This is a genomic window from Bradyrhizobium sp. MOS003 (assembly GCF_003020125.1).
Lineage (GTDB): Bacteria > Pseudomonadota > Alphaproteobacteria > Rhizobiales > Xanthobacteraceae > Bradyrhizobium.
Genome location: NZ_PYFW01000011.1, coordinates 72,206 through 96,797, shown reverse-complemented (window position 1 = coordinate 96,797; position 24,592 = coordinate 72,206). Strand labels below are relative to the sequence as shown.

General features: G+C 65.4%; 22 protein-coding genes. 18 read left to right on the top strand and 4 right to left on the bottom strand.

Annotated elements, in window-relative coordinates:
• Positions 1-4: 4 nt before the first annotated feature.
• Both C7G42_RS31070 and C7G42_RS31065 read left to right on the top strand, forming a co-directional pair.
• Complete coding sequence (locus tag C7G42_RS31070; RefSeq protein WP_106952695.1) at positions 5-466, top strand: carboxymuconolactone decarboxylase family protein; 462 nt, start codon at positions 5-7, stop codon at positions 464-466.
• 43 nt (positions 467-509) lie between these two features.
• Positions 510-1,148, top strand: a complete 639-nt coding sequence (locus tag C7G42_RS31065; protein ID WP_106952694.1) for an HD domain-containing protein — start codon at positions 510-512, stop codon at positions 1,146-1,148.
• Between the two features lie 23 nt (positions 1,149-1,171).
• On the opposite strand, the gene C7G42_RS31060 is transcribed toward C7G42_RS31065, so the two are convergent.
• The 3 genes from C7G42_RS31060 to C7G42_RS31050 all read right to left on the bottom strand — a co-directional run bounded on the left by C7G42_RS31060 (position 1,172) and on the right by C7G42_RS31050 (position 3,204).
• On the bottom strand, positions 1,172-2,479 hold the full coding sequence (locus tag C7G42_RS31060) for an MFS transporter (RefSeq protein ID WP_199581232.1): 1,308 nt from the start codon (positions 2,477-2,479) through the stop codon (positions 1,172-1,174).
• Between the two features lie 154 nt (positions 2,480-2,633).
• The gene (locus tag C7G42_RS31055; RefSeq protein ID WP_106952692.1) at positions 2,634-2,882 is read right to left on the bottom strand and encodes a DUF3551 domain-containing protein; all 249 of its coding nucleotides are present in this window, start codon (positions 2,880-2,882) and stop codon (positions 2,634-2,636) included.
• A gap of 1 nt (position 2,883) precedes the next feature.
• Complete coding sequence (locus tag C7G42_RS31050) at positions 2,884-3,204, bottom strand: DUF3551 domain-containing protein (RefSeq protein ID WP_106952691.1); 321 nt, start codon at positions 3,202-3,204, stop codon at positions 2,884-2,886.
• 253 nt (positions 3,205-3,457) lie between these two features.
• On the opposite strand from C7G42_RS31050, the gene C7G42_RS31045 reads away from it, so the two are divergent.
• The 16 genes from C7G42_RS31045 to fabZ all read left to right on the top strand — a co-directional run bounded on the left by C7G42_RS31045 (position 3,458) and on the right by fabZ (position 24,136).
• Complete coding sequence (locus C7G42_RS31045) at positions 3,458-4,180, top strand: outer membrane protein (protein ID WP_106952690.1); 723 nt, start codon at positions 3,458-3,460, stop codon at positions 4,178-4,180.
• Positions 4,181-4,674: 494 nt separating this feature from the next.
• Entirely contained in the window at positions 4,675-8,178 is a 3,504-nt protein-coding gene (gene dnaE, locus C7G42_RS31040) for a DNA polymerase III subunit alpha (protein ID WP_106952689.1), read from the top strand.
• A 130-nt stretch (positions 8,179-8,308) separates the two neighbouring features.
• Complete coding sequence (locus C7G42_RS31035) at positions 8,309-9,052, top strand: carbonic anhydrase (RefSeq protein WP_106952688.1); 744 nt, start codon at positions 8,309-8,311, stop codon at positions 9,050-9,052.
• Positions 9,053-9,079: 27 nt separating this feature from the next.
• A complete protein-coding gene (locus tag C7G42_RS31030; protein ID WP_106952687.1) occupies positions 9,080-9,268 on the top strand; it encodes a hypothetical protein in 189 nt (62 codons plus the stop codon).
• Between the two features lie 153 nt (positions 9,269-9,421).
• Entirely contained in the window at positions 9,422-11,950 is a 2,529-nt protein-coding gene (locus tag C7G42_RS31025) for a caspase family protein (protein ID WP_106952686.1), read from the top strand.
• 221 nt (positions 11,951-12,171) lie between these two features.
• Entirely contained in the window at positions 12,172-13,167 is a 996-nt protein-coding gene (locus tag C7G42_RS31020) for a 30S ribosomal protein S2 (RefSeq protein ID WP_106952685.1), read from the top strand.
• 136 nt (positions 13,168-13,303) lie between these two features.
• A complete protein-coding gene (gene tsf, locus C7G42_RS31015) occupies positions 13,304-14,227 on the top strand; it encodes a translation elongation factor Ts (protein WP_106952684.1) in 924 nt (307 codons plus the stop codon).
• A gap of 60 nt (positions 14,228-14,287) precedes the next feature.
• Entirely contained in the window at positions 14,288-15,004 is a 717-nt protein-coding gene (gene pyrH, locus C7G42_RS31010; protein ID WP_106952683.1) for a UMP kinase, read from the top strand.
• A gap of 70 nt (positions 15,005-15,074) precedes the next feature.
• The gene (frr, locus tag C7G42_RS31005) at positions 15,075-15,638 is read left to right on the top strand and encodes a ribosome recycling factor (RefSeq protein ID WP_094977707.1); all 564 of its coding nucleotides are present in this window, start codon (positions 15,075-15,077) and stop codon (positions 15,636-15,638) included.
• Positions 15,639-15,760: 122 nt separating this feature from the next.
• Complete coding sequence (locus C7G42_RS31000; protein ID WP_106952682.1) at positions 15,761-16,519, top strand: isoprenyl transferase; 759 nt, start codon at positions 15,761-15,763, stop codon at positions 16,517-16,519.
• Positions 16,516-17,358 carry a phosphatidate cytidylyltransferase gene (locus C7G42_RS30995; RefSeq protein WP_106952681.1) on the top strand — a complete coding sequence of 281 codons (843 nt, stop codon included), beginning with the start codon at positions 16,516-16,518 and terminating at the stop codon, positions 17,356-17,358. Before C7G42_RS31000 ends, C7G42_RS30995 begins: the two co-directional genes overlap by 4 nt.
• A 4-nt stretch (positions 17,359-17,362) precedes the next feature.
• The gene (dxr, locus tag C7G42_RS30990) at positions 17,363-18,586 is read left to right on the top strand and encodes a 1-deoxy-D-xylulose-5-phosphate reductoisomerase (RefSeq protein WP_106952680.1); all 1,224 of its coding nucleotides are present in this window, start codon (positions 17,363-17,365) and stop codon (positions 18,584-18,586) included.
• A 44-nt stretch (positions 18,587-18,630) separates the two neighbouring features.
• A complete protein-coding gene (gene rseP, locus C7G42_RS30985; protein ID WP_106952679.1) occupies positions 18,631-19,782 on the top strand; it encodes an RIP metalloprotease RseP in 1,152 nt (383 codons plus the stop codon).
• 177 nt (positions 19,783-19,959) lie between these two features.
• Positions 19,960-22,485, top strand: a complete 2,526-nt coding sequence (bamA, locus tag C7G42_RS30980) for an outer membrane protein assembly factor BamA (RefSeq protein ID WP_106952678.1) — start codon at positions 19,960-19,962, stop codon at positions 22,483-22,485.
• Between the two features lie 125 nt (positions 22,486-22,610).
• Positions 22,611-23,678 carry a UDP-3-O-(3-hydroxymyristoyl)glucosamine N-acyltransferase gene (lpxD, locus tag C7G42_RS30975; protein WP_106952677.1) on the top strand — a complete coding sequence of 356 codons (1,068 nt, stop codon included), beginning with the start codon at positions 22,611-22,613 and terminating at the stop codon, positions 23,676-23,678.
• A complete protein-coding gene (gene fabZ, locus C7G42_RS30970) occupies positions 23,675-24,136 on the top strand; it encodes a 3-hydroxyacyl-ACP dehydratase FabZ (RefSeq protein WP_008131325.1) in 462 nt (153 codons plus the stop codon). The genes lpxD and fabZ overlap by 4 nt, the downstream gene beginning before the upstream one ends.
• 32 nt (positions 24,137-24,168) lie before the next feature.
• On the opposite strand, the gene C7G42_RS30965 is transcribed toward fabZ, so the two are convergent.
• Positions 24,169-24,531 (bottom strand): KTSC domain-containing protein, encoded by a 363-nt coding sequence (locus tag C7G42_RS30965; RefSeq protein ID WP_106952764.1) that lies wholly within the window; start codon positions 24,529-24,531, stop codon positions 24,169-24,171.
• Positions 24,532-24,592 lie beyond the last annotated feature (61 nt).

Sequence of the window (24,592 nt, the reverse complement as noted above, 5' to 3'; positions counted from 1 at the left end):
TCAGATGAGTGAACGTCTCAACTACAACCACATCGCACCGGCCGGCGCGAAGGCGCTGGGCGGGGTCTACGGCTATGTCACCCAGAGTGGGTTGCCTGGAACGCTTGTCACGCTCGTTTACCTGCGCATTTCACAGATCAACAACTGTGCCTATTGCCTCGACATGCATACGCGCGATCTGTTGAAGAGCGGCGTGAAGGTCGAAAAGCTCGCGCTGCTGCAGGCATGGGCCGAGGCGGGCAATCTCTTCGACGAACGCGAGCGCGCGGCCCTGGAATGGGCCGAGACTGTTACCCGCGTTGCCGAGACCAACGTTCCGGATGAAGCCTATCAAGCCGCACGCAACGTCTTCAGCGAGCGCGAACTCGTCGATCTCACAATCGCAATCAGTCTGATGAATGCGTACAATCGCATGTCGATCAGCTTCCGAAATACGCCGCAGGCCGCGCTCGAGAAGGCCGCCTGATGGCTCACGCGGCATCAACCGAACGCAAAGCAGGAGATCGAAGATGATGAACGTGATTTCCGGCGTCCAGATCCCGGACAGTCAGTTGGCGCGCGAAGCCGCCGAGCTGGTACGCAGCTACGAAGACGACATGCTGTTCAACCATTCGGTTCGCGTCTACGTGTTCGGCGCGATGAAGGGGCTGCGTCAGAATCTGAAGTTCGATTCGGAACTACTCTATGTAGCGGCGCTGTTTCACGATCTCGGCCTCGTCGATCACTACCACACGCAGACAAAGCGATTTGAGGTCGACGGAGCCGACGCTGCGCGTGAGTTTCTCCGGGCGCGCGGTATCGCCGAGCCGCAAGCCGATCTGGTATGGGAAGCCGTCGCGCTGCACACCACGCCGGGCATCCCGCAATATATGAGGCCGGAGATCGCTCTCACCAACGCAGGCGTTCTGGTGGACGTCGTCGGTATTGGATATGACGATTACTCGCCGGAGCAGCGTGACCAGGTGATATCAGCGTTTCCGCGCGGAGACTTCAAGAACGACTTCCTCAAGGTTCAGACGTGTTCAGCCCTGAAGAAGCCGCAGACCACATTCGGGACGGTCAATTTCGACTACATCGAGGATCACGATCCCGGCTTCCGCAAGCCGAACGCGTGCACGCGCATCCGCAACACGCCTTGGCAAAGCTGAGCGGACGGCGTCCGCTTCAGGCTCTAGCCCACCGGATTTCTGGCAGGATCTGAGCGGCTATGGTCCGGCGCCAGCGGCGGCGCGTTCGCCAGCGATGCGGTATCGCTGCGCGATGCGATCTCAGTCGGAGCGGATCGGCTGTCGCGCCAGGCGACGATCCAGATCAGGAATCCGAGCAGCGCCAGCGCGGCGCCGACGGGACCGGTGGAGGTCCAGCCGAACCCCTCGCGGATGGCCAGGCCGCCGAGGAACGGGCCGAGCGCATTGGCGGTGTTGAACGCCGAATGGTTCAGCGCTGCGGCAAGCGCCTGCGCGTCTCCGGCCACGTCCATCAGCCGCGTCTGCAGGATGGCGCCGAGCGAGACGCTGGCGCCGATCGCGAAGATGTCGATCGCGAGCAGCCAGACATTGCCGGCGACAAGAGGAAACACCAGCAGCGCCACGGCTGCCAGCAGCAGGATGCAGCCCGCGGTCGGCATCAAGGCGCGGTCGGCAAAGCGCGGCACGATCAGGTTGCCGAGCGTAGCCCCGATGCCGAACACCGCGAGGAAGAACGGAATGACGGCCGGGCTGACCTTGGTGACTTCGATCAGCGTCGTCGCCAGATACGTGTAGACGGCGAACATGCCGCCGAACCCGATGGCGCCGATCGCCAGCGTGATCCAGACGCGGCCGCTTCCGAGCGCGCCGAGCTCGCGCAGCGGATCCGACCTGCCAGCCTGATCCCGTGGCGCGAACAGGGCGCACAACAACATCGTGAGCAGCGCCAGCACCGACACCAGGCTGAAGCTCGCGCGCCAGCCGGCCGCCTGGCCGATCAGATTGGCCAGGGGCACACCGATGATGGTGGCAGAGGTCAGGCCGAGCATCACCTGGCCGATCGCCTGCGAGCGACGATGTTGCGGAACCAGCGAGGCGGCGACGAGGGCGGCGATGCCGAAATAGGCACCGTGCGGCAGCCCTGCGAGGAAGCGGGCCGCGATCATGGAGCCAAAGCCGGGTGCCAGCGCGGTGAGCGCATTGCCGAGCGCGAACACGGCCATCAGCACCAGCAGTTGCGTGCGCCGCGCGAACCGCGCGCCAAGCACGGCGATCAGCGGCGCGCCCAGCACCACGCCGAGCGCATAGGCGCTGATCGCGTGTCCCGCCGTCGGCTCGTCCACACCGAGGTCGGCGGCGAAGAACGGCAGCAGGCTCATCGACGCGAATTCGGTGGTTCCGATCGCAAAGCCGCCCATGGCGAGCGAGAACAGGACGATGGCGAGGTGAGGGGGCGCGGAAGCCGAAGTCGGTTTTGCGCGGCGCGAGGTCGCTTGAGGCGAAATCGTCATGTGTCCTGCATTGGTGGCGTCAACGGGAGCCAGCCCAGCAAACGTCGCCACCCTGCAAGATTTGTCCGTCGTACTTAAACCCGCATCAGCCTGCGTCAACACCGGAGCACCTGCGAAGCCCCGACTGCATATCAGCGTCCCGCATGCGCCCGCACTAGTTGGCCGGCCTCGGTCGGCGCGTGGGCTTCTTCGTCGGGAAATAGGGGTTCACCACGCATGTCGCCGAACGCCCGACGGCGAGATATCGGCACTGTTCGAGCGTGTCGTAGCGGCAGTCGAAATAGCCGACGGGGCCGTAGATCTGCATGCACACGGGATAGCTCGGATCGTAGGTCTGCGCGCGTGCAGTTCCGCCGGCCAGGAGCAGGCCGGTTACGACTAGTGCGAGGCGCGCGCTGCGCATCTCAGCGCGGCAGGTAGTAGCGGGGCGAATAACCCGGCGTCTGCGCGCGCGGACGATTCTGGTAGGCGTAGGGGTCGTCGCTTTGACCGGCGAAATACGGATTGGCGATGCAGGTCAGCGCGCGTCCCGATGCGCTCGCCTGACACTGCGCGTAGGTGTCGAACCTGCAATTGCTCAGGCCCGGCCATTCATCGCCGGTGAGGCAGAAGGGATGGTGCGTTCCGAACGCGCGTGCAGGTGTGGGAACGCTCGACACGAGTGCAAATGTGGCGAGTGCGAGCGAAAGTGTGGCGACAATGGGGAGGGCAACTCGTCTGCGCATTTCAAATCCTCTATCACGCGAATGTGCGGGCAATGTTGACGTCGCGTGCATGATGCTCGTGTTCCGTAGCCGACAATGGAACTCGTGAAAACACTTGTTTCAAAGGAGTTCCGCGCACCTGCCGATAAACATACGTTAAGCGCAAGGTCCTTTCGAACCAACTGTTGCGGCGTGGTTACAGCAATTCCATCGATCGCTGTTATGACCACCCCACGGCCTGGGGGCCTCACGACGAAACTGGAACGGGACTCAAATGAATAAGAACTTGTTGCTTGCGGCTGTGAGCCTCGTCGCGCTCGGCGCGACCGCGCCGGCGCTTGCTGCTGATCTCGCAGCACGGCCTTACACCAAGGCGCCTGCGATGGTCGCTGCGATTTATGACTGGAGCGGCTTCTATATCGGTATCAACGGCGGCGGCGGTTCGTCGCACGCGAAATGGGACCTGGTGGGCTTCGGTCGTGATGGTTCGCACGATGCAACCGGTGGCACCGTCGGTGGCCAGATCGGCTATCGCTGGCAGTCCGGCCAGTTCGTGTTCGGCGTGGAAGGCCAGGGCAACTGGGCCGACTTCTCGGGCAGCCATGTCGGCGCGATCACCGGCTTCACCAACAACACCAAGATCGATTCGTTCGGTCTGATCACCGGCCAGGTCGGTTACGCCTGGAACAACGTGCTGCTCTACGTCAAGGGCGGTGCGGCTGTGGTCGGCACCAAGTACGACGCTTCGTTCGGCGGCGTCTCGCTGGCATCGGCCAACGACACCCGTTGGGGTGGCACTGTCGGCGCGGGCCTCGAGTTCGGTTTCGCCCCGAACTGGTCGATCGGCGCCGAGTACAACCACATCTTCCTCGGTGGCAACGACCGCAACCTGACCGGTCCGGGCGGTGTTCTGGCGGTCAACGTCAAGCAGGACGTCGACATGGGCCTCGTTCGCCTGAACTACAAGTTCGGCGGCCCGATGCTCGGCCGTTACTAAGACTGATCGCTCGGCTTCGAGCGATCGTCGAAAAGCCCCGGCCTTGGCTGGGGCTTTTTTATTATGTGAATTCAGCGAGTTAACCATTGCCATTGGAGGTCGTCCGCCGCGCTTGACTCCTTAGAACAAAATAAGAACAATGTTCTTCATACGTTCCAACAAGGGAGCAAGCCATGTTCAGGGTTTTCGTGGAAGAGGCGGCCGCACTGGCGTCGATCACGCTGTTCGTCGGGATGATCGCGATCTGGGCCCAAGTCATACCGCAGCTCTGACTCCACGGCTCGGGGTGAACCGCAGTCGTCCTTGGGGATAAGCAGGACGACGCGGCGAAGCGGCCGCTCCGGCGTGGACTCTGGCGCGGTGACGCCCCACCATTACGGGGCGAGTCGGCAAAGGCGGTGGACGGCGGGGCGGGATCCTCCGATTGATCTCCCTGACATTCCCCTGGTGCCGGCGACCGCTCCATTCCATCTGCCAGAGGCCGTCACGCGACCATGCCGAGCGCCGGATTTGTCCACCTTCACGTTCACTCGGCCTATTCGCTGCTCAAGGGCTCGATCAAGATCGCCAAGCTGGCCGAGCTTGCCAAGAAGGACCATCAGCCGGCTCTGGCGCTGACCGACACCGATAATCTGTTCGGGGCGCTGGAATTTTCCGACAAGATGGCGGGCTCCGGCATCCAGCCGATCGTCGGCTGCGAGTTGGCGATCGATTTCGGCGACCAGGACCCGAATGCGCGCAACGCGATGGGACCGTCGCGCGTGGTGCTGCTGGCCGCGCAGGAGCGCGGCTATCGCAGCCTGATGCGGCTGAACTCGCGCGCGTTCCTGGAGACGCCCGACAGCCATGCGCCGTTCATCAAGTTCGACTGGTTCGAGGGTGAGACCGAGGGTCTGATCGCGCTGACGGGCGGGCCGGACGGGCCCATCTCGCTGGCGCTTGCCGGCGGTTATTCCGAACTCGCCGGCTTGCGTTGCGAGCGTCTGGCCGGCCTGTTCGGCGACCGCCTCTACATCGAATTGCAGCGTCACAACACCGAGAAGGAGCGGCGGGTCGAAAGCGGCCTGATCGACCTCGCCTACGCCAAGGGACTGCCGCTGGTCGCGACCAACGAGCCGTATTTCGCCGCGGCCGACGATTACGAGGCGCATGACGCGCTGCTCTGCATCGCCGGCGGGCGGCTGATCGCCGAGACAGAGCGCGAGCAGCTCACCCCCGATCATCGCTTCAAGACGCGCGCCGAGATGGCCGTGCTGTTCGCCGACATTCCGGAAGCGCTGGCCTCGACGGTGGAGATCGCCGAGCGCTGCTCGTTCCGCCCGATGACGCGCAAGCCGATCCTGCCGTTCTTCACCGTCGGCGCTGCGCAGAGCTCGGACGCCGCCGCAGTCGAGGCGGCGGAACTGAAGCGCCAGGCGGAGGAGGGGCTCGCGAACCGCCTGCGGGTCCACGGCCTGTCGCAGGGCATGACGGACGAGGATTACAGCAAGCGCCTGGCGTTCGAGCTCGACGTCATCCTGCGGATGAAATACGCGGGCTACTTCCTGATCGTGTCCGACTTCATCAAATGGGCGAAGGGCCAGGGCATTCCGGTCGGACCGGGCCGCGGCTCCGGCGCAGGCTCGCTGGTTGCCTGGGCGCTGACCATCACGGACCTCGACCCGATCAAGTTCGGCCTGCTGTTCGAGCGCTTCCTCAATCCCGAACGCGTCTCGATGCCCGACTTCGACATCGACTTCTGCCAGGACCGCCGCGGCGAGGTGATCCAGTATGTGCAGCAGCGCTACGGCCGCGACCAGGTCGCGCAGATCATCACTTTCGGAACGCTGCAGGCGCGCGGCGTGCTGCGCGACGTCGGCCGCGTGCTGCAGATGCCCTATGGCCAGGTCGACAAGCTGACCAAGCTGGTGCCGCAAAATCCGGCGGCACCCGTGACGCTCGCCGCCGCGATCGAGAGCGAGCCAAAACTGCAGGCGTTCCGCGACGAGGATCCGGTGGTGGCGCGCGCCTTCGACATTGCCCAGCGCCTCGAGGGTCTGACTCGCCACGCCTCGACGCATGCGGCCGGCATCGTGATCGGCGATCGGCCCTTGAGCGAGCTCGTGCCGCTCTACCGCGATCCCAAATCCGACATGCCGGTGACCCAGTTCAACATGAAATGGGTCGAGCCCGCGGGCCTCGTCAAGTTCGACTTCCTCGGCCTGAAGACGCTGACCGTGCTCGACGTCGCCTGCAAGCTGCTCAAGCCGCGCAACATCGACGTCGATCTCGCCACGCTGCCGATCGACGATGCCGAGAGCTACCAGATGCTGGCGCGCGGCGAGGTGGTCGGCGTGTTCCAGGTTGAAAGCCAGGGTATGCGGCGCGCGCTGGTCGACATGCGGCCGGACCGTTTCGAGGACATCATCGCGCTGGTGGCGCTTTATCGCCCGGGTCCGATGGCGAACATCCCGACCTATTGCGCGCGCAAGCACGGCGACGAGGAGCCGGAATATCTGCATCCCGTGCTGGAGCCGATCCTCAAGGAAACCTTCGGCGTCATCATCTACCAGGAGCAGGTGATGCAGATCGCGCAGGTGATGTCGGGCTATTCGCTCGGCGACGCCGACCTGCTGCGCCGCGCCATGGGCAAGAAGATCCGCGCCGAGATGGACAAGCAGCGCGACATCTTCGTCGCAGGCGCGGTCAAGAACGGCGTGCCGAAGGGGCAGGCCGAGACCATCTTCGAGCTGCTCGCCAAGTTCGCCGACTACGGCTTCAACAAGAGCCACGCGGCGGCCTATGCGCTGGTGTCCTATCACACTGCCTACATGAAGGCGCATTATCCGGTGGAGTTCATCGCGGCGTCGATGACGCTCGATCTGAACAACACCGACAAACTCTCCGAATTCCGCGCCGAGGCGCAGCGCCTCGGCATCAAGGTCGAGCCGCCGAACATCAACCGTTCCGGCGCGACCTTCGAGGTGGGTGACAAGGTCATCTACTACGCGCTCGCGGCGCTGAAGGGCGTCGGCATCCAGGCGATCGAGCAGATCATCGAGGAGCGCGCCAAGCGGGGATTGTTCACCTCGCTCGCCGACTTCGCGGCACGGGTCAATCCGCGCGCGATCAACAAGCGGATCATCGAGAGTCTCGCCGCCGCCGGCGCCTTCGACACGCTGGAGCCGAACCGCGCGCGTGTGTTTGCGGGAGCGGATTCGATCCTGGCCGCCTGCCAGCGCGCGCACCAGGCCGAGACCATCGGCCAGAACGACATGTTCGGCATGTCGGCGGATGCGCCGACCATCATGCTGCCGCAGATCGAGCCGTGGCTGCCGGCCGAAAAGCTCCGCCGTGAATATGACGCCGTCGGCTTCTTCCTGTCGGGCCATCCGCTCGACGATTACGCCACCGTGCTGAAGCGGCTGCGGGTGCAGTCATGGGCCGAGTTCTCGCGCGCGGTGAAGACCGGTGCCACCGCCGGCAAGGTCGCGGCCACCGTGGTCTCGCGCATGGAGCGGCGCACCAAGACCGGCAACAAGATGGGCATCATGGGGCTTTCGGATCCCACCGGCCATTTCGAGGCGGTGCTGTTCTCCGAAGGCCTCGCGCAATATCGCGACGTGCTGGAGCCGGGCGCCGCCGTGCTGCTGCAGCTTGGTGCGGAGCTGCAGGGCGAGGACGTCCGCGCCCGCGTGCTGCATGCCGAGCCGCTGGATGACGCTGCCGCCAAGACGCAGAAGGGCCTGCGCATCTTCGTGCGCGATACCAAGCCGCTGGACTCGATCGCCAAGCGTCTGGCCGGCCCCGACATGGCCGCCGCGAACGGTGCCGCGCCGAAAGTCGGCAGTCCCGGCATTGCGCCGCGCTCCAATGGAGACGGCGAGGTCTCGCTGGTGATGATGCTCGACCTCGAGACCGAGGTCGAGATGAAGCTGCCCGGCCGCTTCAAGGTCTCGCCGCAGATCGCCGGCGCGATCAAGGCGGTCGCGGGCGTGGTTGACGTGCAGCAGCTTTGACCATGTCCAGGCCGCCGCAAACCAAAGCTTAACTATTTGGCCCACGGGTGGTTTCGAAGTCTATTGAGCGCAGCTATGAGTTGTCTTCTTGAGAATCTCGTTGGGCGGGAAGCCAGGAAGAATAACAACCATGTGCGACAAATGCTCTGAAAATCCGCATCAATCGATCGCTCCTTCGCGGCGCTCCATGATGCTCTTTGCCGCTTCGGCGCTCGGAGTGGCCGCGTTCGGCGGGGCCGCGTTGGCCAAGGAGGTCAAGGCGCCGCCCAAACCCCAGAACGTGCTGTCGCCCGATGCCGCACTCAAGCGGCTGATGGAGGGCAATGCGCGCTACGTGTCGGGTGTGTCGCGCCGCCACGACTTCACGCACGAGCGGGAAGCGTTGGTCGGCGGTCAGAATCCCTACGCGGCGGTCCTGAGCTGCGCCGATTCCCGCATCGCGCCCGAATATGCCTTCGACAGCGGACGCGGCGATCTGTTCGTGTGCCGCGTCGCCGGAAATTTTGCCGGCGACGAGACCGTTGCGAGCATGGAATACACCGTCGCCGTGCTCGGCACGCCCCTGATCCTGGTGCTCGGCCATGACAATTGCGGCGCGGTCGACGCGACCATCAAGTCGCTGAAGGACGACAAGCCGTTGCCGGGACACATCCCCACGCTAGTCGCCGCGATCGCACCTTCGGTGAAGGCGGCGGCCCAGCAGAGCGGCAAAGCGCTCGACAACGCCATTCGCCAGAACGTCATCGACAACGTCGCCAAGCTGAGATCGGCTGCTCCGCTTCTCAACGCAGCCGTCGAACAGGGCAAGCTCAAGGTAGTCGGCGGCGTCTATCGCTTGCGCACGGGCACCGTCGAGTTGCTGGCCCAGAGCTAGAGCCCAGCGTTTGGAGTATCGGGCGTCGTGTGCAGCAGCTCCGACGCCCGTCCGCGTCACGCCGCGAGGGGCGGCGCGGACCTCGGCGGCCTGGTATGGCTTGCAGCCGTATCCATCGCGACGGCGGGAGAGGCGAATCCCGGGCCGGCCGAACTCGTGGCGCTGGACGAGGCGACCGCGCGAACGAAGCTCGCCGAGCTGCAAGCCGTGGAGTAAGGTGAGGCTGACTTGAGGCTGACGTGAAGCTGACGCCAGCAGCCGCGTGGCCACGCCGCCGCCTCAATCCGAGCTTTTCGTTCAATCGCCGTTCAGCCGGCTGCGCGCCTCATGCGTGGTGGCACCTCAACTACATTAGCGGGCAAGCAGGCCATGCGTGGGACGCTTAGAATCTTCATTTGCCTCCTCCTTCCGATCGTGGCCCTTGCCGCCGGCGTGCCGGGCGAGGTGCGCGCGCAACAGCAGGAGAAGCGCATCGCGCTCGTGGTCGGCAACGGCGCCTATGCCAAGTCGCCGCTGGCGACGGCCGCGAACGATGCCGGCCTGATCGCGCAGACGCTGCAGGCGGCCGGCTTCGACGTCGTCGGTGCGCGCGATCTCGACGGCGACACGTTGCGCAAGAGTTTTCGCGACTTCATCCAGAAGGCCCAGGCCTCGGGGCCGGGCACCGTCGCGATGGTCTATCTTGCCGGCTACGGCGTGCAGCTGGCCGGCGAGAACTATTTCATCCCGGTCGATTCCAACATCACCCGCGACACCGACGTTCCGACCGAGGCCTTGCGGATCAGCGACTATGTGCGCCAGCTCGCCTCGATCCCGCTCAAGGCCAACATCGTCGTGCTCGACGCCGCCCGCGCGCAGCCCTTCATCGAGGGCGGCCAGCAGATCGCGAGCGGTCTGGCGCTGGTCGAGCCCGAGCCGAACATGCTGATCGCGTTCAACGCCGCGCCCGGCACGGTCGCACCCGAGGAGCCGGGGCCCTACGGCATCTACGCCCAGTCGCTGGCGGAGATGATCCGGACCGGCGGCCTGCCGCTGCCCGAAGTGTTCGACCGCGTTCGCCTGCGCGTCAACGAGGCCTCCAAGGGCGCGCAGGTGCCCTGGAACGAGCAGAAGATCTCGGCGCCAATCTCGTTCTTCGAGCGCGGACCCGACGCGCCGCCGCCGCAGACCGCACCTGACCAGGTTGCCGCCCTCCGCAACAAGCCGATCCGCGATCTCGGCGCGCAGGATGCTTATGCGGCCGCGATCGAGCGCGACACGCTGGCGGCCTATGAGGAGTTTCTAGCGGCCTATCCCGGCGATCCCCTGGCAAAGCGCGTGATGGCGATCGCCGCGGCGCGCCGCGAAGCGATCACCTGGCGGCGCACTTACCGGAACGACACGCCGGAAGCCTATTGGTCGTATCTGCGCCGCTACCCGCGCGGGCCGCATGCGGCGGACGCACGCCGGCGCCTTGCAATTCTCACCGCGCCCGCCGAGGCGCCGCCGACCTTCGCGATGATCGACTATGACGTGCCGCCACCGCCGCCGGAAGAGGTGATCTATGTCGACCGCCCGGTGCTGTATTTCGGCGATCCCGTGTTCGCCTTCGCGCCGCCTCCGCCGCCGCCGGTCTATTATCTGCCGCCGCCGCCGCCGGATTTCGTGGTGCTGCCGCCGCCGATGCCCGTGATCGGCCTTTTCGTGCTGCCGCAGCCGGTGTTCGTGCCGATCCCGGTGTTCGTCAGGCCGCCGGTCTATGTTGCGCCGCCGCCGAACAACATCATCTACCAGAACATCCATAACACGACGGTCATCAACACGGTGATCAACCGCCCGCCGGCCCCAGCACCGGCTGTGGGGGCAGGCGCCGGACCAGGCAATCTGGCGCCGGCGATTGCCGGCCGTGCCAACCCGGCCGGGGCTGCCGTGCCGCAGGCGGTGGTGCAGCGCGCCGCGCTGATCCAGCAGGGCAAGGCGCCGATGCCGCCGAGCGCGACGATCCAGCCGACCGCGAGGCCCGGGACGCCTCCGGCGACACCGACGGCCGCGCCGCCCATCGCGCCGCAATCGGGGCCAGCACTTGCTCCGCAGAACAAACTGCCCCAGACCAACACGCTGCCCGTTCCTGGCGCCCATGGCGGCCCGCCGGCTCCGCCAGCGGGGGCAGGGCCCTTGCCGGGCGGAAGGCCCGTTCCGCCGACGGCGACCGCACCTGGTGCGACACCGCCGGCTCGTCCGGGGGCGCCGACCACGGCTGCTCCCGGCACAACGGCTGCTCCCGGCACAACGCTGCCTGCTCATTCCAATGCGCCAACGGCTGCCGCGCCGGCAAATGCTGGGCCCGCTTTGACCAACCCGACCGCGGGAGCCGGCCAGCCGCCCAAGCCGCCGGTGGCACAGACTCCGCCCGGCAGCGGGCCTGCGGATCACGCCAAGCCCGCGACCCGTGAGCCTGCCGGCTCGCCGCCCGCCGCAGCGGGCGCGCCGGCGACGCCCCCGGCCGCGGCCGGGAGGCCGATCGTGCCTCCGCCTTCAGCGGCACGCGAGCCGATCAGGCCGCAGCATCTGCCATCGGCGGCTCCGCCGCAGGCGGCCAGACCGGCTGCACCGCCGCCGCGGCCCCAGGCCGTGGCGCGGCCCACGCCACCACCTCCGCCGCGGGTGTCGGCACCGCCGCCGAGAATGGCCGCACCTCCACCGCCGCGCCCGGCTCCTCCGGTTGCCGTCGCGCGGCCGGCGCCTCCGCCCATGGCGCGGCCCGTTCCGCCGCCGCCGGTGGCGCGACCGGCACCGCCGCCGCCGCCGCGCATGGCCGCTCCGCCGCCACCCCCGCCGCGACCGGCCGCGCCTCCGCCGCGTCCCGCACCGCCGCCGCCGGCAGCCAAGAAGTGCCCGCCGAACCAGCCCAAATGCTAATCGGGCGCTAGGGTGCGAGCCGGTCTCCCGGGAAAGGGCCTCTCGCGGGCGAAACCCGCCCCCGAAAGGCCCTTATTTCCTTGCTTCTGGCCAAAATGGCGCTATACACCGCCGCATCTCACACGGAAGCATGGCTCACAAGGCCGTCCGGTGGTAGCCGGGGCGACAACGCTCCGTTTTGCTCACACGCTTCCGGAGGAACCAACCGGAGAATTAGAACGATGGCACTACCCGATTTCACTATGCGTCAGCTGCTTGAAGCTGGCGTGCACTTTGGTCACCAGTCTCACCGCTGGAATCCGAAAATGGCGCCGTTCATTTTCGGCGCCCGCAACAACATCCACATCGTCGATCTCGCGCAGACCGTGCCGTTGCTGCACACCGCCTTGCAGGCGGTCAGCGACACCGTCGCCAAGGGCGGCCGCATCCTGTTCGTCGGCACCAAGCGCCAGGCGCAGGACGGCGTCGCGGACGCTGCCAAGCGCTGCGCGCAGTATTTCGTCAATTCGCGCTGGCTCGGCGGCACGCTGACCAACTGGAAGACGATCTCGGCCTCGATCAAGCGCCTGCGCCATCTCGACGACGTGCTGGCGGGCGGCGATGCCTCCTCCTACACCAAGAAGGAGCGCCTGACGCTTCAGCGCGAGCGCGACAAGCTCGACCGCTCGCTCGGCGGCATCAAGGACATGGGCGGTCTGCCCGACCTGATCTTCGTGATCGACACCAACAAGGAAGACATCGCGATCCAGGAGGCCCAGCGCCTCAACATCCCGGTCGCCGCGATCGTCGACACCAATTCGGACCCGAAGGGCATCACCTATGTGGTCCCCGGCAATGACGACGCCGGCCGCGCGATCGCGCTGTATTGCGACCTGATCGCGCGTGCGGCGATCGACGGCATCGGACGCGCCCAGGGTGATTCCGGCATCGACATCGGTGCGTCGGCCCGTCCGCCTGCTGAAGAGCTGCCGGCGGCTTCGTCGAGCGGTTTCCAGGGCCTTGCCGGTCCGCGCGGCACCGCCGACGACCTCAAGAAGCTCCCGGGCGTGTCGGGTGCGATCGAGAAGAAGTTCAACGACCTCGGCATTTTCCATTTCTGGCAGCTCGCCGAGCTCGACCACGACACCGCGCACAAGATCGGCGAAGAAGTCGGTCTGCCGAGCCGCGCGGACGCCTGGGTTGCCAAGGCCAAGGCGCTGACCGCGGAAGCGGAATAGTCAAGAGAGCGATCGGTTGGCCGGAGTGGATCCGGCCACCATTTCATTCAGTTGACGCGAATCCCTGAGATGGGCCGCGGCGGAGCGCTTCGATGCCACGCCGCGGCGAACCAGCAGGCACAAAGGATTTTCAACGATGGCAACGATCACAGCTGCGATGGTCAAGGACCTGCGCGAGTCGACCGGCGCGGGCATGATGGACTGCAAGGCCGCGCTGACCGAAAACGAAGGTAACATGGAAGCGGCGCAGGATTGGCTGCGCAAGAAGGGCCTGTCCAAGGCCGCCAAGAAGTCGGGCCGCGTCGCGGCCGAGGGTCTGATCGGCGCCCTCACCAAGGGCACCAAGGGTGTCGTGGTCGAGGTCAACTCCGAGACCGACTTCGTCGCGCGCAACGGCCAGTTCCAGGGCTTGGTCAAGATGATCGCCCAGGTCGCATTCGACGTCGGCGCCGATGTCGAGAAGGTCAAGGCCGCCAAGGTCGGTGACGTCACGGTCGAAGCCGCCATCAATGACGCGATCGCCACCATCGGCGAGAACATGACGCTGCGCCGCGCAGCTTCGCTCGAAGTGAGCCAGGGCGTGGTGTCGAACTACGTCCACGGCGCGGTCGTCGAGGGCGCCGGCAAGATGGGCGTGATCGTGGCGCTCGATTCGCCCGGCAAGGCCGACGAGCTCGCAACGCTCGGCCGGCAGATCGCGATGCACATCGCCGCCGCCAACCCGCTCGCGCTCGATCCGTCCGGTCTCGATCCGGCGGTCGTCAAGCGCGAGAAGGACGTGCTCGCCGACAAATATCGTCAGCAGGGCAAGCCGGAGAACGTGATCGAGAAGATCGTCGAGTCCGGCCTCAAGACCTACTACAAGGAAGTCTGTCTGCTCGAGCAGGCCTTCATCCACGACACCGGCAAGTCGGTGGCGCAGGCGTTGAAGGAAGCCGAAGGCAAGGTCGGCGGTGCCCTGAAGATTGCGGGCTTTATACGCTATGCTCTCGGTGAGGGAATCGAGAAGCAGGAAAGCGACTTCGCGGCCGAAGTTGCCGCGGCCAGCGGCAAGAAGTAAGCGCCGGATCGTTCCTTCCGGCGTGCCGCCGGAAGCGGCGCCCGGACGAGGAAAGTGCTCATGTCTGATCCGGTCTATCGTCGCGTCGTGATCAAGCTGTCCGGCGAATATCTCGCGGGACAGCAAGGCTTTGGCATCGATCAGCCGACCGTCGACCAGGTTGCGGACGATCTGATTGCGGCCCGCAAGCTCGGCACCGAGGTCGCGGTCGTGATCGGCGGCGGCAACATCGTGCGCGGCGTCGAGGTCTCCGCCCGCGGTGTGTCACGCCCGACCGGCGACACCATGGGCATGCTCGCCACCATGATGAACTGCCTCGCGGTGGAAGCGGCGATCGAGCGCAAGGGCACGCCGGCGCGTACGCTGTCGGCGTTCGTCATGCCCGAGATTTCCGAGCTGTTCACCCGCACTGCGGCGCACAAATACCTCGCCGAGGGACGCATCGTGCTGCTTGGTGGTGGAACCGGTAATCCGTTCTTCACCACCGATACGACCGCAGTGCTGCGCGCCGCCGAGATCGGCGCCCAGGCGGTGCTGAAGGCCACCAATGTCGACGGCGTCTACTCGGCCGATCCGAAGAAGGATCCGGCCGCGACGCGGTTCGACCGGCTGACCCATTCGCAGGCGATCGAGGGCGGCTACAAGGTGATGGACGCGACTGCCTTCGCGCTTGCCCGCGAGACGTCGCTGCCTATCATCGTATTCTCGATCGCGGAGCCGGGTTCGATCGGCGCGATTCTGCGTGGCGTCGGCCACGGAACCATTGTCGCCGGCTGACCGCTCATCTGTCGCGCGCCTTTAGGGAAGGTCGCGGGAGCGGTTGCCGGGATCTTGAAGGAGAAACGTGATGCCCACGGGTACTTTCGACCTCAACGAAGTGAAGCGCCGCATGCAAGGCGCCATCCAGTCGCTGAAGCACGAGCTCGGCGGCTTGCGCACGGGGCGCGCCTCCGCCTCGATGCTCGATCCGGTGCAGGTCGACGCTTATGGCGGCCACATGCCGCTCAATCAGCTCGCCACCGTCAGCGTGCCGGAGCCGCGCCTGATCTCGGTGCAGGTCTGGGACAAGTCGATGGTCAAGGCGGTGGAGAAGGCGATCGTCGATTCCAACCTCGGCCTGTCGCCCGCGACCGAAGGCCAGGTGCTGCGGTTGCGCATCCCCGAGCTGAACGAGGAACGGCGCAAGGAACTGGTGAAAGTCGCGCATAAATATGCGGAGGCCGCCAAGGTCGCCGCGCGCCATGTCCGCCGCGATGGCCTCGACGTTCTCAAGAAGCTCGAGAAGAACCACGAGATGTCCGAGGACGACCAGAAGCGCCATGCCGACGAGGTGCAGAAGGCGACCGATGGTACGATCACGGAAATCGACCAGTTGCTGGCCGCCAAGGAAAAGGAAATCCTCACCGTATAAGGTGCGATGATGGATCATCGCGCTTTAGGCTATCGTTTGCGCATGATCTTTTCGGAAAACCGCTTCGCACCTTGCGCTTCCGCGGCCCTTCGGGTCCGGATCATGCTTTGAGGCCCTCGCCAATGTCCAACGCCGCCGCGCCCGCAACGGAAGGACCCGACCGGTCCGAGGTGCCCGCGCATGTCGCCATCATCATGGATGGCAACGGGCGCTGGGCGGCCGCGCGCGGTCTGCCGCGTGCGGAGGGGCATCGCCGCGGCGTCGAAGCTCTGCGCCGCGTCGTGCGCGCCTCGCACGAGCTTGGCATCCGCTATCTCACCATCTTCTCCTTCTCGTCGGAGAACTGGTCGCGTCCGGCGAGCGAGATCGGCGATCTCTTCGGTCTGCTCCGCCGCTTCATCCGCAACGATCTGGCAAGCCTGCATCGCGACGGCGTCAAGGTCCGCATCATCGGCGAGCGCGACGGGCTCGAGGGCGACATCTGCGCACTGCTCAACGAGGCCGAGGAGCTGACGCGCGACAACACGCGCCTGACGCTGGTCGTTGCCTTCAATTACGGCTCGCGGCAGGAGATCGCGAAGGCGGCGCAGAAGCTGGCGCGCGAAGTCGCGGCGGGTCAGCGCGATCCAGGCACGATCGACGCCGAGACGCTCGGCGCGCATCTCGATGCGCCCGATATTCCCGATCCCGATCTCATCATCCGCACCAGCGGCGAGCAGCGCCTGTCCAATTTCCTGATGTGGCAGGCCGCCTATAGCGAGCTCGTGTTCGTGCCGATCCACTGGCCCGATTTCGACAAGGCGGCGCTGGAAGGCGCGATCGCCGAATTCGCCAGGCGCGAGCGCCGTTTCGGCGGCCTGGTCGCGAAAACCGCCTCGTGAGCGAACAAGACGCCGCACCGGCGGACGCCAAGCCTGCCCCGAGCAATCTGGTGATGCGGGTCCTCGCAGCGCTGGTGCTGGCGCCGCTGACGATTGCAATCGCCTATGTCGGTGGCTGGCTGTGGGTCCTGCTCGTCACCCTGGTCTCGATCGGGCTGTTCGCGGAATGGCTGACGGTGGTCGGCGCGGGCTCGGCGGCGCTGACCGGGGCAGGGACGATCGTCATCGCGATGATGGGGGCCGCCGTCGCTTTTGGCGGGCTGAAGACGTCCGTCATCATCGGCCTCGTCGGCGGCGCGATCGTGACGCTGATCGCGCGTGGCAAGTTCATTTGGGCGGCGACGGGCTTTGCCTATGCAACGGCGGCGCTGCTGGCCTCGATCCTGGTGCGGAAGGATCTCGTCAACGGCTTCACCGCGCTGATGTTCGTGCTGCTGGTCGTTTGGGCGACCGATATCGGCGGTTATTTTGCCGGTCGCAGCATCGGCGGGCCGAAGCTCTGGCCGCGCGTGAGCCCGAAAAAGACCTGGTCCGGGGCTCTGGGCGGCTTCGTCGCAAGCCTCCTGGTCGCAGTGGGCTTTGCGGCCTGCGGGTTCGGAAAGATGGCACCATTGCTGCTCGTCGGCGCCATTCTTTCGGTGGTCTCGGCATTGGGCGATCTGTTCGAATCCGCGGTGAAGCGGCGCTTCGATGTCAAGGATTCCAGTCACTTAATACCGGGCCATGGCGGGCTTATGGATCGCCTGGACGGTTTTGTCGCCGCCATCCTGATGGCATGGATTATCGGCTTTCTCCGCCATGGTGTGCATAGCGCCGGAAGCGGTCTTATGGTTTGGTGAGGGTATGAGCGCGGTCCCATTGCGTAACAACAGGCTTGCTGCGTCCGACGTCCGCAGCGTCACGGTTCTCGGCGCCACCGGCTCGATCGGCGACAGCACGATGGATCTGCTGCGCGCCTCGCCCGAGCGCTACCGCGTCGAGGCGTTGACGGCGAACAGCAATGTCGAAGCGCTGGCAAAGCTCGCGAAGGAGTTCTCCGCGCGTTACGTCGCGATTGCCGACACCTCCAAGTTCGCCGAACTCAAGGCTGCATTGGCCGGGACCAGCACCGAATGCGGCGCGGGCGAAAGCGCGGTGATCGAAGCCGGCGCGCGTCCGGCCGATTGGGTGATGGCCGCCGTCAGCGGCGCCGCCGGACTGAAGCCCGCGCTGGCTGCCGTCGACCGGGGCGCGCATGTCGCGCTCGCCAACAAGGAATGTCTCGTCTGCGCCGGTGATTTCTTCATGCAGCGCGCGGCCAAGGCGGGCGCCTGCATCCTGCCGGCGGATTCCGAGCACAATGCGCTGTTCCAGGCGCTGGCGTCGGGCAATCGCGACGAACTGGTCCGCGTCATCATCACGGCGTCGGGCGGCCCGTTCCGGACCTGGAAGCCGGCCGACATCGAGCAGGCGACCCTCGCGCAGGCGCTCAAGCATCCGAACTGGAGCATGGGCCAGAAGATCACGATCGATTCGGCGTCGATGATGAACAAGGGGCTCGAGGTGATCGAGGCGTCCTATCTGTTCGCGCTGAGCCCGGACGAGATCGACGTGCTGGTTCACCCGCAGTCGATCATCCACGGCATGGTCGAGTTTTCCGATTGCTCGGTGGTGGCCCAGCTCGGCGCGCCCGACATGCGCACCCCGATCGCACACTGCCTCGGCTGGCCCGATCGCATCAAAGGGCCGGCGGCCAAGCTGGACCTCGCCAAGATCGGCCAGCTGACCTTCGAGGCGCCTGACTTCGAGCGCTTCCCCGGACTCCGGCTGGCGTTCGATTCGCTCCGGACCGGGAAGGGGGCGACCACCGTCTACAACGCCGCCAACGAGGTCGCGGTCGCGGCCTTCATCGCTGGCAAGATCCGGTTCGGCGCGATCGCCCGGCTCGTGGAGGCGACATTGGACGATTGGATCCGCAGCGGTAACCAGGCGCCTTTGACGTCAGCCGATGATGCAATCTCTGTTGACCATGTTGCTCGAAATAGAGCTGCCGCCCTATTGCCTCAAATTGCCTTAAAGGCATCCTAGATGGTTCGGGGCCAGGGCCTTGCGGCGCTGGATGAGGGAATTCGATGATCGACTTTTTCGTCCATAGTTTCAATACGTTGAGCCATGGGCTCCTCGGTTACGTGGTTCCCTTCCTGTTCGTCCTGACCATCGTCGTGTTCTTCCATGAGCTCGGCCATTTCCTGGTCGCTCGCTGGGCGGGCGTGCGCGTGTTGACCTTCTCGCTCGGTTTCGGACCTGAGCTGGTCGGTTTCAACGACCGCCACGGCACCCGCTGGAAGATCTCGGCCATCCCGCTCGGCGGCTACGTCAAGTTTTTCGGCGACGAGAGCGAGGCCTCGACCCCCTCGGCCCAGACGCTCTCGGCCATGACGGCCGAGGAGCGCGCCGGCAGCTTCCACCACAAGAAGGTCGGCCCGCGCGCCGCCATCGTCGCGGCCGGACCGATCGCCAATTTCATCCTGGGCGCGCTGATTTTCGCGGGAATGGCACTGTATTACGGCAAGCCGAGCACGATCGCGCGCGTCGATGGTGTTGTCGCCGATGGCGCTGCGGCTGCGGCCGGCTTCAAGATCGGGGACGTCGTCGTCCAGATCGACGGCAAGCCGATCGAGAGCTTTGCCGACATGCAGCGAATCGTTGCTATGAATGCGGGTTCGGCGCTTGCCTTCCAGGTCAAGCGGGACGGCACCATCGTCTCGCTGACCGCAACCCCGGCGCTGCTCGAGCGCAAGGATCCGTTCGGCAACAGCCATCGCCTCGGCGTGCTCGGGATCGAGCACAAGGCGCAGGCCGGCGAGGCCTCGACGGCCCCTGTGGGCGTTGGCGAAGCGCTCAAGATCGGGGTCGAGCAGGTCTGGTTCATCATCACCAGCACCTTCAAGTTCCTGGGCTCGCTCTTCGTGGGGCAAGGCAACCCCAACGAGGTCAGCGGCGTCCTGGGCATCGCGAAGATGTCGGGGCAGGCGGCCAGCGCCGGGTTCCAGTTCGTGATCAATTTGTGCGCAGTGCTGTCGGTGTCGATCGGCCTGCTGAACCTGTTCCCGATCCCGCTGCTCGATGGCGGCCATCTGATGTTCTATGCGGCGGAGGTCGTCCGCGGCCGGCCGCTGTCCGAGCGGACCCAAGAGATGGGTTTCCGAATCGGGCTCGGCCTGGTGCTGATGCTGATGGTGTTTGCGACCTACAACGACATCCTGCGGATGGCCGCATCTTGATGGCGGCTTTTTTGTGGCGTTGCTGATGAGCAACGTCTTGGAATGAAATTGAAATTACGACGCTTTCGGCCGTTTGCGGCGTCGGTGAAATTGGCTACAAGCGGCCCTGAACTTGGGGAATCTCCGGACCGGCGTTGGGGTTGGGTCTGGCTCGGAATGATAAGGGCGCGTTGCGCGATGAAGTTTGGACTGCGACTCCGGGGGGGCTTGCTCGCAACCCTGATCATGTTCGGCGCGCCGGTGGTTGCCCCGGTCGGGGCTGTTTTTGTGCCTTCGTCTGCGCTCGCTCAGACCGTGCAGTCGATTTCCGTCGAGGGAAATCGCCGGGTCGAGGTGGAGACGATCCGCTCCTATTTCAAGCCGGGTCCGGGCGGCCGCCTGGATCAGGGCGCCATCGACGACGGCCTGAAGGCCTTGATCGAGACCGGCCTGTTCCAGGACGTGAGAATCAACCGTGGCGCCGGCGGCCAGATCGTCGTCTCCGTGGTGGAAAACCCGGTGATCGGCCGGATCGCCTTCGAGGGCAACAAGAAGATCAAGGACGAGCAGCTCACGACCGAGGTCCAGTCCAAGGCGCGCGGCACCTTCTCCCGCGCCATGGTGCAGTCCGACACGCTGCGAATCGCTGAAATCTATCGCCGCTCAGGCCGCTACGACGTGCGCGTCACGCCCGAGGTCATCGAGCAGCCGAACAACCGTGTCGATCTCATCTTCACGGTTGAGGAGGGCGCCAAGACCGGCGTCAAGTCGATCGAGTTCGTCGGCAACAACGCCTTCTCGTCCTACCGCCTCAGGGACGTCATCAAGACCCGCGAATCGAACCTGCTGAGCTTCCTGGCCAGCGGTGACATCTATGATCCCGACCGCGTCGAAGCCGACCGCGACCTGATCCGCCGCTTCTATCTCAAGAACGGTTACGCCGACGTCCAGGTGGTGGCCGCGCTGACCGAATACGATCCGGAGAAGAAGGGCTTCAACGTCACCTTCAAGATCGAGGAAGGGTCTCAGTACCGCGTCGGTGCGCTCGACTTCCGCTCCAGCATTCCGAACTTCGACCCCACCACGTTGCGCGCCTATTCGCGCGTCAATGTCGGCTCGCTCTACAACGTCGAATCGGTCGAGAAGTCGGTCGAGGAGATGCAGATCGAGGCCTCGCGCCGCGGCTATGCCTTTGCCGTGGTCCGGCCCGGCGGCGACCGCAATTTCGAGGCGCACACCGTCTCCGTCGTGTTCAACATCGACGAAGGTCCGCGCACTTATATCGAGCGCATCAACCTGCGCGGCAACACGCGTACCCGCGACTACGTGATCCGCCGCGAGTTCGACATCTCCGAGGGTGATGCCTACAACCGCGCCCTGGTCGACCGTGCCGAGCGGCGCCTGAAGAACCTCGACTACTTCAAGAGCGTCAAGATCACAACCGAGCCCGGCTCGTCGAGCGATCGCGTGGTCCTGATCGTCGACATGGAAGAGAAATCGACCGGCGACTTCTCGATCTCGGGCGGTTACTCCACCACCGACGGCGCGCTGGCCGAAGTCTCGGTCTCCGAGCGCAACCTGCTCGGCCGCGGTCTGTTCGCCAAGGCGTCGGTGACCTATGGCCAATATGCACGCGGCTACTCGCTGTCGTTCGTCGAGCCATACCTGCTCGACTACCGCGTCGCGCTCGGCCTCGACCTCTATCAGCGCCAGCAGCTGTCCAACAGCTACATCTCCTACGGCACCAAGACGCTCGGCTTCTCGCCGCGCCTCGGTTTCTCCCTGCGTGAAGATCTGTCGCTGCAGCTGCGCTACTCGGTCTACCAGCAGGAAATCACGCTGCCGTCCTACCTGGCGAACTGTAACAACGACCCGCTTTCCGCAGCGTTCAACCCGAGCCCGGCGTTCTCCGCGGCCACCGGTATTCCTCTGGCGGGATCCACCAACGGCCTCGGTTGCTACAGCGATGGCGAAGCCTCGCTGCCGGTGCGCAAGGAACTGGCGAACGGCAAGACGCTGACCTCGGCGCTCGGCTATACGCTCACCTACAACACGCTGGACAACAACAAGAACCCGTCCGACGGTCTGCTCGTCGACTTCCGCCAGGATTTCGCCGGCGTCGGCGGCGACGTGTCCTACCTGAAGTCGGTCATCGATGCGAAGTACTACACTCCGCTGGTGTCCGACATCGTCGGCCTGGTCCGCTTGCAGAGCGGCATGCTGAACAAGATCGGCAGCGATCTGCGCATGCTCGATCACTTCCAGATGGGTTCGAACCTCGTCCGCGGCTTCGCCCCGAACGGCATCGGCCCGCGCGATTTGAACCCGTTCGGTACGCAGGACGCGCTCGGCGGCACCAAATACTGGGGTGCTTCGCTCGAACTGCAGATGCCGTTCTGGTTCTTGCCGAAGGAAGTGGGTCTGAAGGGTGCGGTCTATGCCGATGCCGGCGGCCTCTACGATTATAAGGGCCCGACGAGCTGGACCGCGACCAACGAAGTCAATGTGCCGGGCTGTATCCCGTCGACGATCAATCCGTCGTCCACCGGGACCTGTACTGGCCTCGTGTATGACGACAGCAAAGTGATCCGCTCGTCGGTCGGTGTCGGTCTGATCTGGCAGTCGCCGTTTGGTCCGCTGCGCTTCGACTACGCCGTGCCGCTCAGCAAGGGCAAATACGATCGCACGCAGGAGTTCCGGTTCGGCGGCGGCACCTCGTTCTAATTCGATCAGCACGGCACGATCCGGATCACTGGAGCCGGTTTCCGAAAGGGATCGTGCCAATCCAAGAGATGGAGCATGATGCGGCTCGACCGCTTCATGCCGAAGCCGGACCGCGACGGGGTGGAATGGCGCAGCCGACCTTCTTCACAAAGCCGCCTGCCTCGACGCTGGCTGACATTGCCACGCTGACCAAGGCGCAACTGGTCGATCCCGCCAGGGGCGGCCACATCATCACGGGCCTCGCTTCGCTCGACGAAGCGGGCCCGATGCATCTGGCGTTCTTCGACAATCTCAAATACGCCGATGAGCTCAAGGCGACCCAGGCCGGCGCTTGCCTGGTGAGCCCGCGCTTCGAGGCTCAGGTGCCGGCGCATGTGGCCGTGCTGCGGGTGGCGCAGCCGTTCCGGGCCTTCGTCAGGATCGCGCGGGAATGGCACGGCGAAGCGCTAAGGCCCCAATCCTGGGTCGGCAATGACGGCATCGCGCCGTCGGCGATCATCGATCCCTCGGCCCGGCTCGAGGACGGCGTCATCGTCGATCCCCTCGCCGTGATCGGCCCGGATGTCGAGATCGGCAGCGGCACGGTGGTCGGCGTCGGGGCGGTGATCGGGCCCGGCGTCAAGATCGGCCGGGACTGCAATGTCGGCGCGCGCACCGCGATCCAGTGCGCCCTGATCGGCAACAACGTGCTGATCCATCCCGGCTGTTCGATCGGCCAGGACGGCTATGGCTTCATCTTCTTCGGCCCCGAGGGCCATCTGAAGGTGCCCCAGACCGGGCGGGTGCTGATCCAGAACGATGTCGAGGTCGGCGCCGGGACCACCATCGACCGTGGCAGCTTGCGCGACACCGTGATCGGCGAGGGCACGAAAATCGACAATCAGGTCCAGATTGGCCACAATGTCACGATCGGCCGGCATTGCCTGCTGGCGGCCCAGATCGGGCTCGCGGGCAGTCTGACGATCGGCGACAACGTGGCGCTGGGAGCAAAGGTCGGCATCAACAATCACCTCAAGATCGGCGACGGGGCCCAGGTCACCGCGATGAGCGGCGTCAAGGACGACATCCCGCCGGGCGGCCGCTGGGGTGGCTTTTTTGCCAAACCGACCAAGCAATGGTTCAAGGAAATTATCGCGGTGGAGCGCCTGGTACGCGACAGCAAGGCCGATCCGAAGAACGAGGGACGGGAATGACGGCGGAATCACCCATCAAGTTCGAGCTGGTGGATATCAATGCGATCCTCCGAACTTTGCCTCACCGCTTTCCGATGTTGCTGATCGACCGCGTGATCAACATCCGGGCCGACTACAGCGGCATCGGCATCAAGAACGTCACCTTCAACGAGCCGGCCTTCCAGGGGCATTTCCCGGAGCGCCCGGTCTATCCCGGCGTGATGATGATCGAAGCGATGGCGCAGACCGCCGGCGTGATCGGCATCACTTCGGTCGAGGGCACGGAGAAGCCGCGCGCGGTGTATTTCCTCACCATCGACAAGTGCAAGTTCCGCAAGCCGGTGCTGCCCGGCGACACCATCGAATATCACATGCGTTCGATCGGCCGCCGCAAGGCGATGTGGTGGTTTCACGGCGACGCCAAGGTCAACGGCCAGGTCGTTGCGGAAGCCGACGTCGGCGCCATGCTGACGGACTGAAGCGCCTACGAGCGATGGGGCCCCGGGCGAGATCAGCTGCGCAGGACGCGCCCTTGCGCGCGGTACGCGTTGCGACCGGGGCAGGCGTAGCGGCCCGCCGTGACATCGCGCTTGATATTCTGGTTGAAGAACTGGCCCATCGACGGGGCCCCCAGGAGGCGCTCGACAGTGTTCGCCGTCACGCCGCAATAGCGGTCATAGGCGCCGTTCGCCGCGACGATGAGGTGTTGCTGCGCGGGGTCGTAACAGACCCGCTGCAGCACCGTGCTGCGGGTGATGTCGCGGCATTCGAAGGTCTTGAGATCGATGAGGCGATGGTCGGCGGTCTCGACCGTCTCGGACACGATCGGCGCGGTCACGAGCTGTGCGAGCAGGATTGCCAGGGCCCTGACCACGATCACTTCTAGCTCCACATCAACGCGTTGAGGTGCTGCGACGGGCCGGCTCATCCGGTGC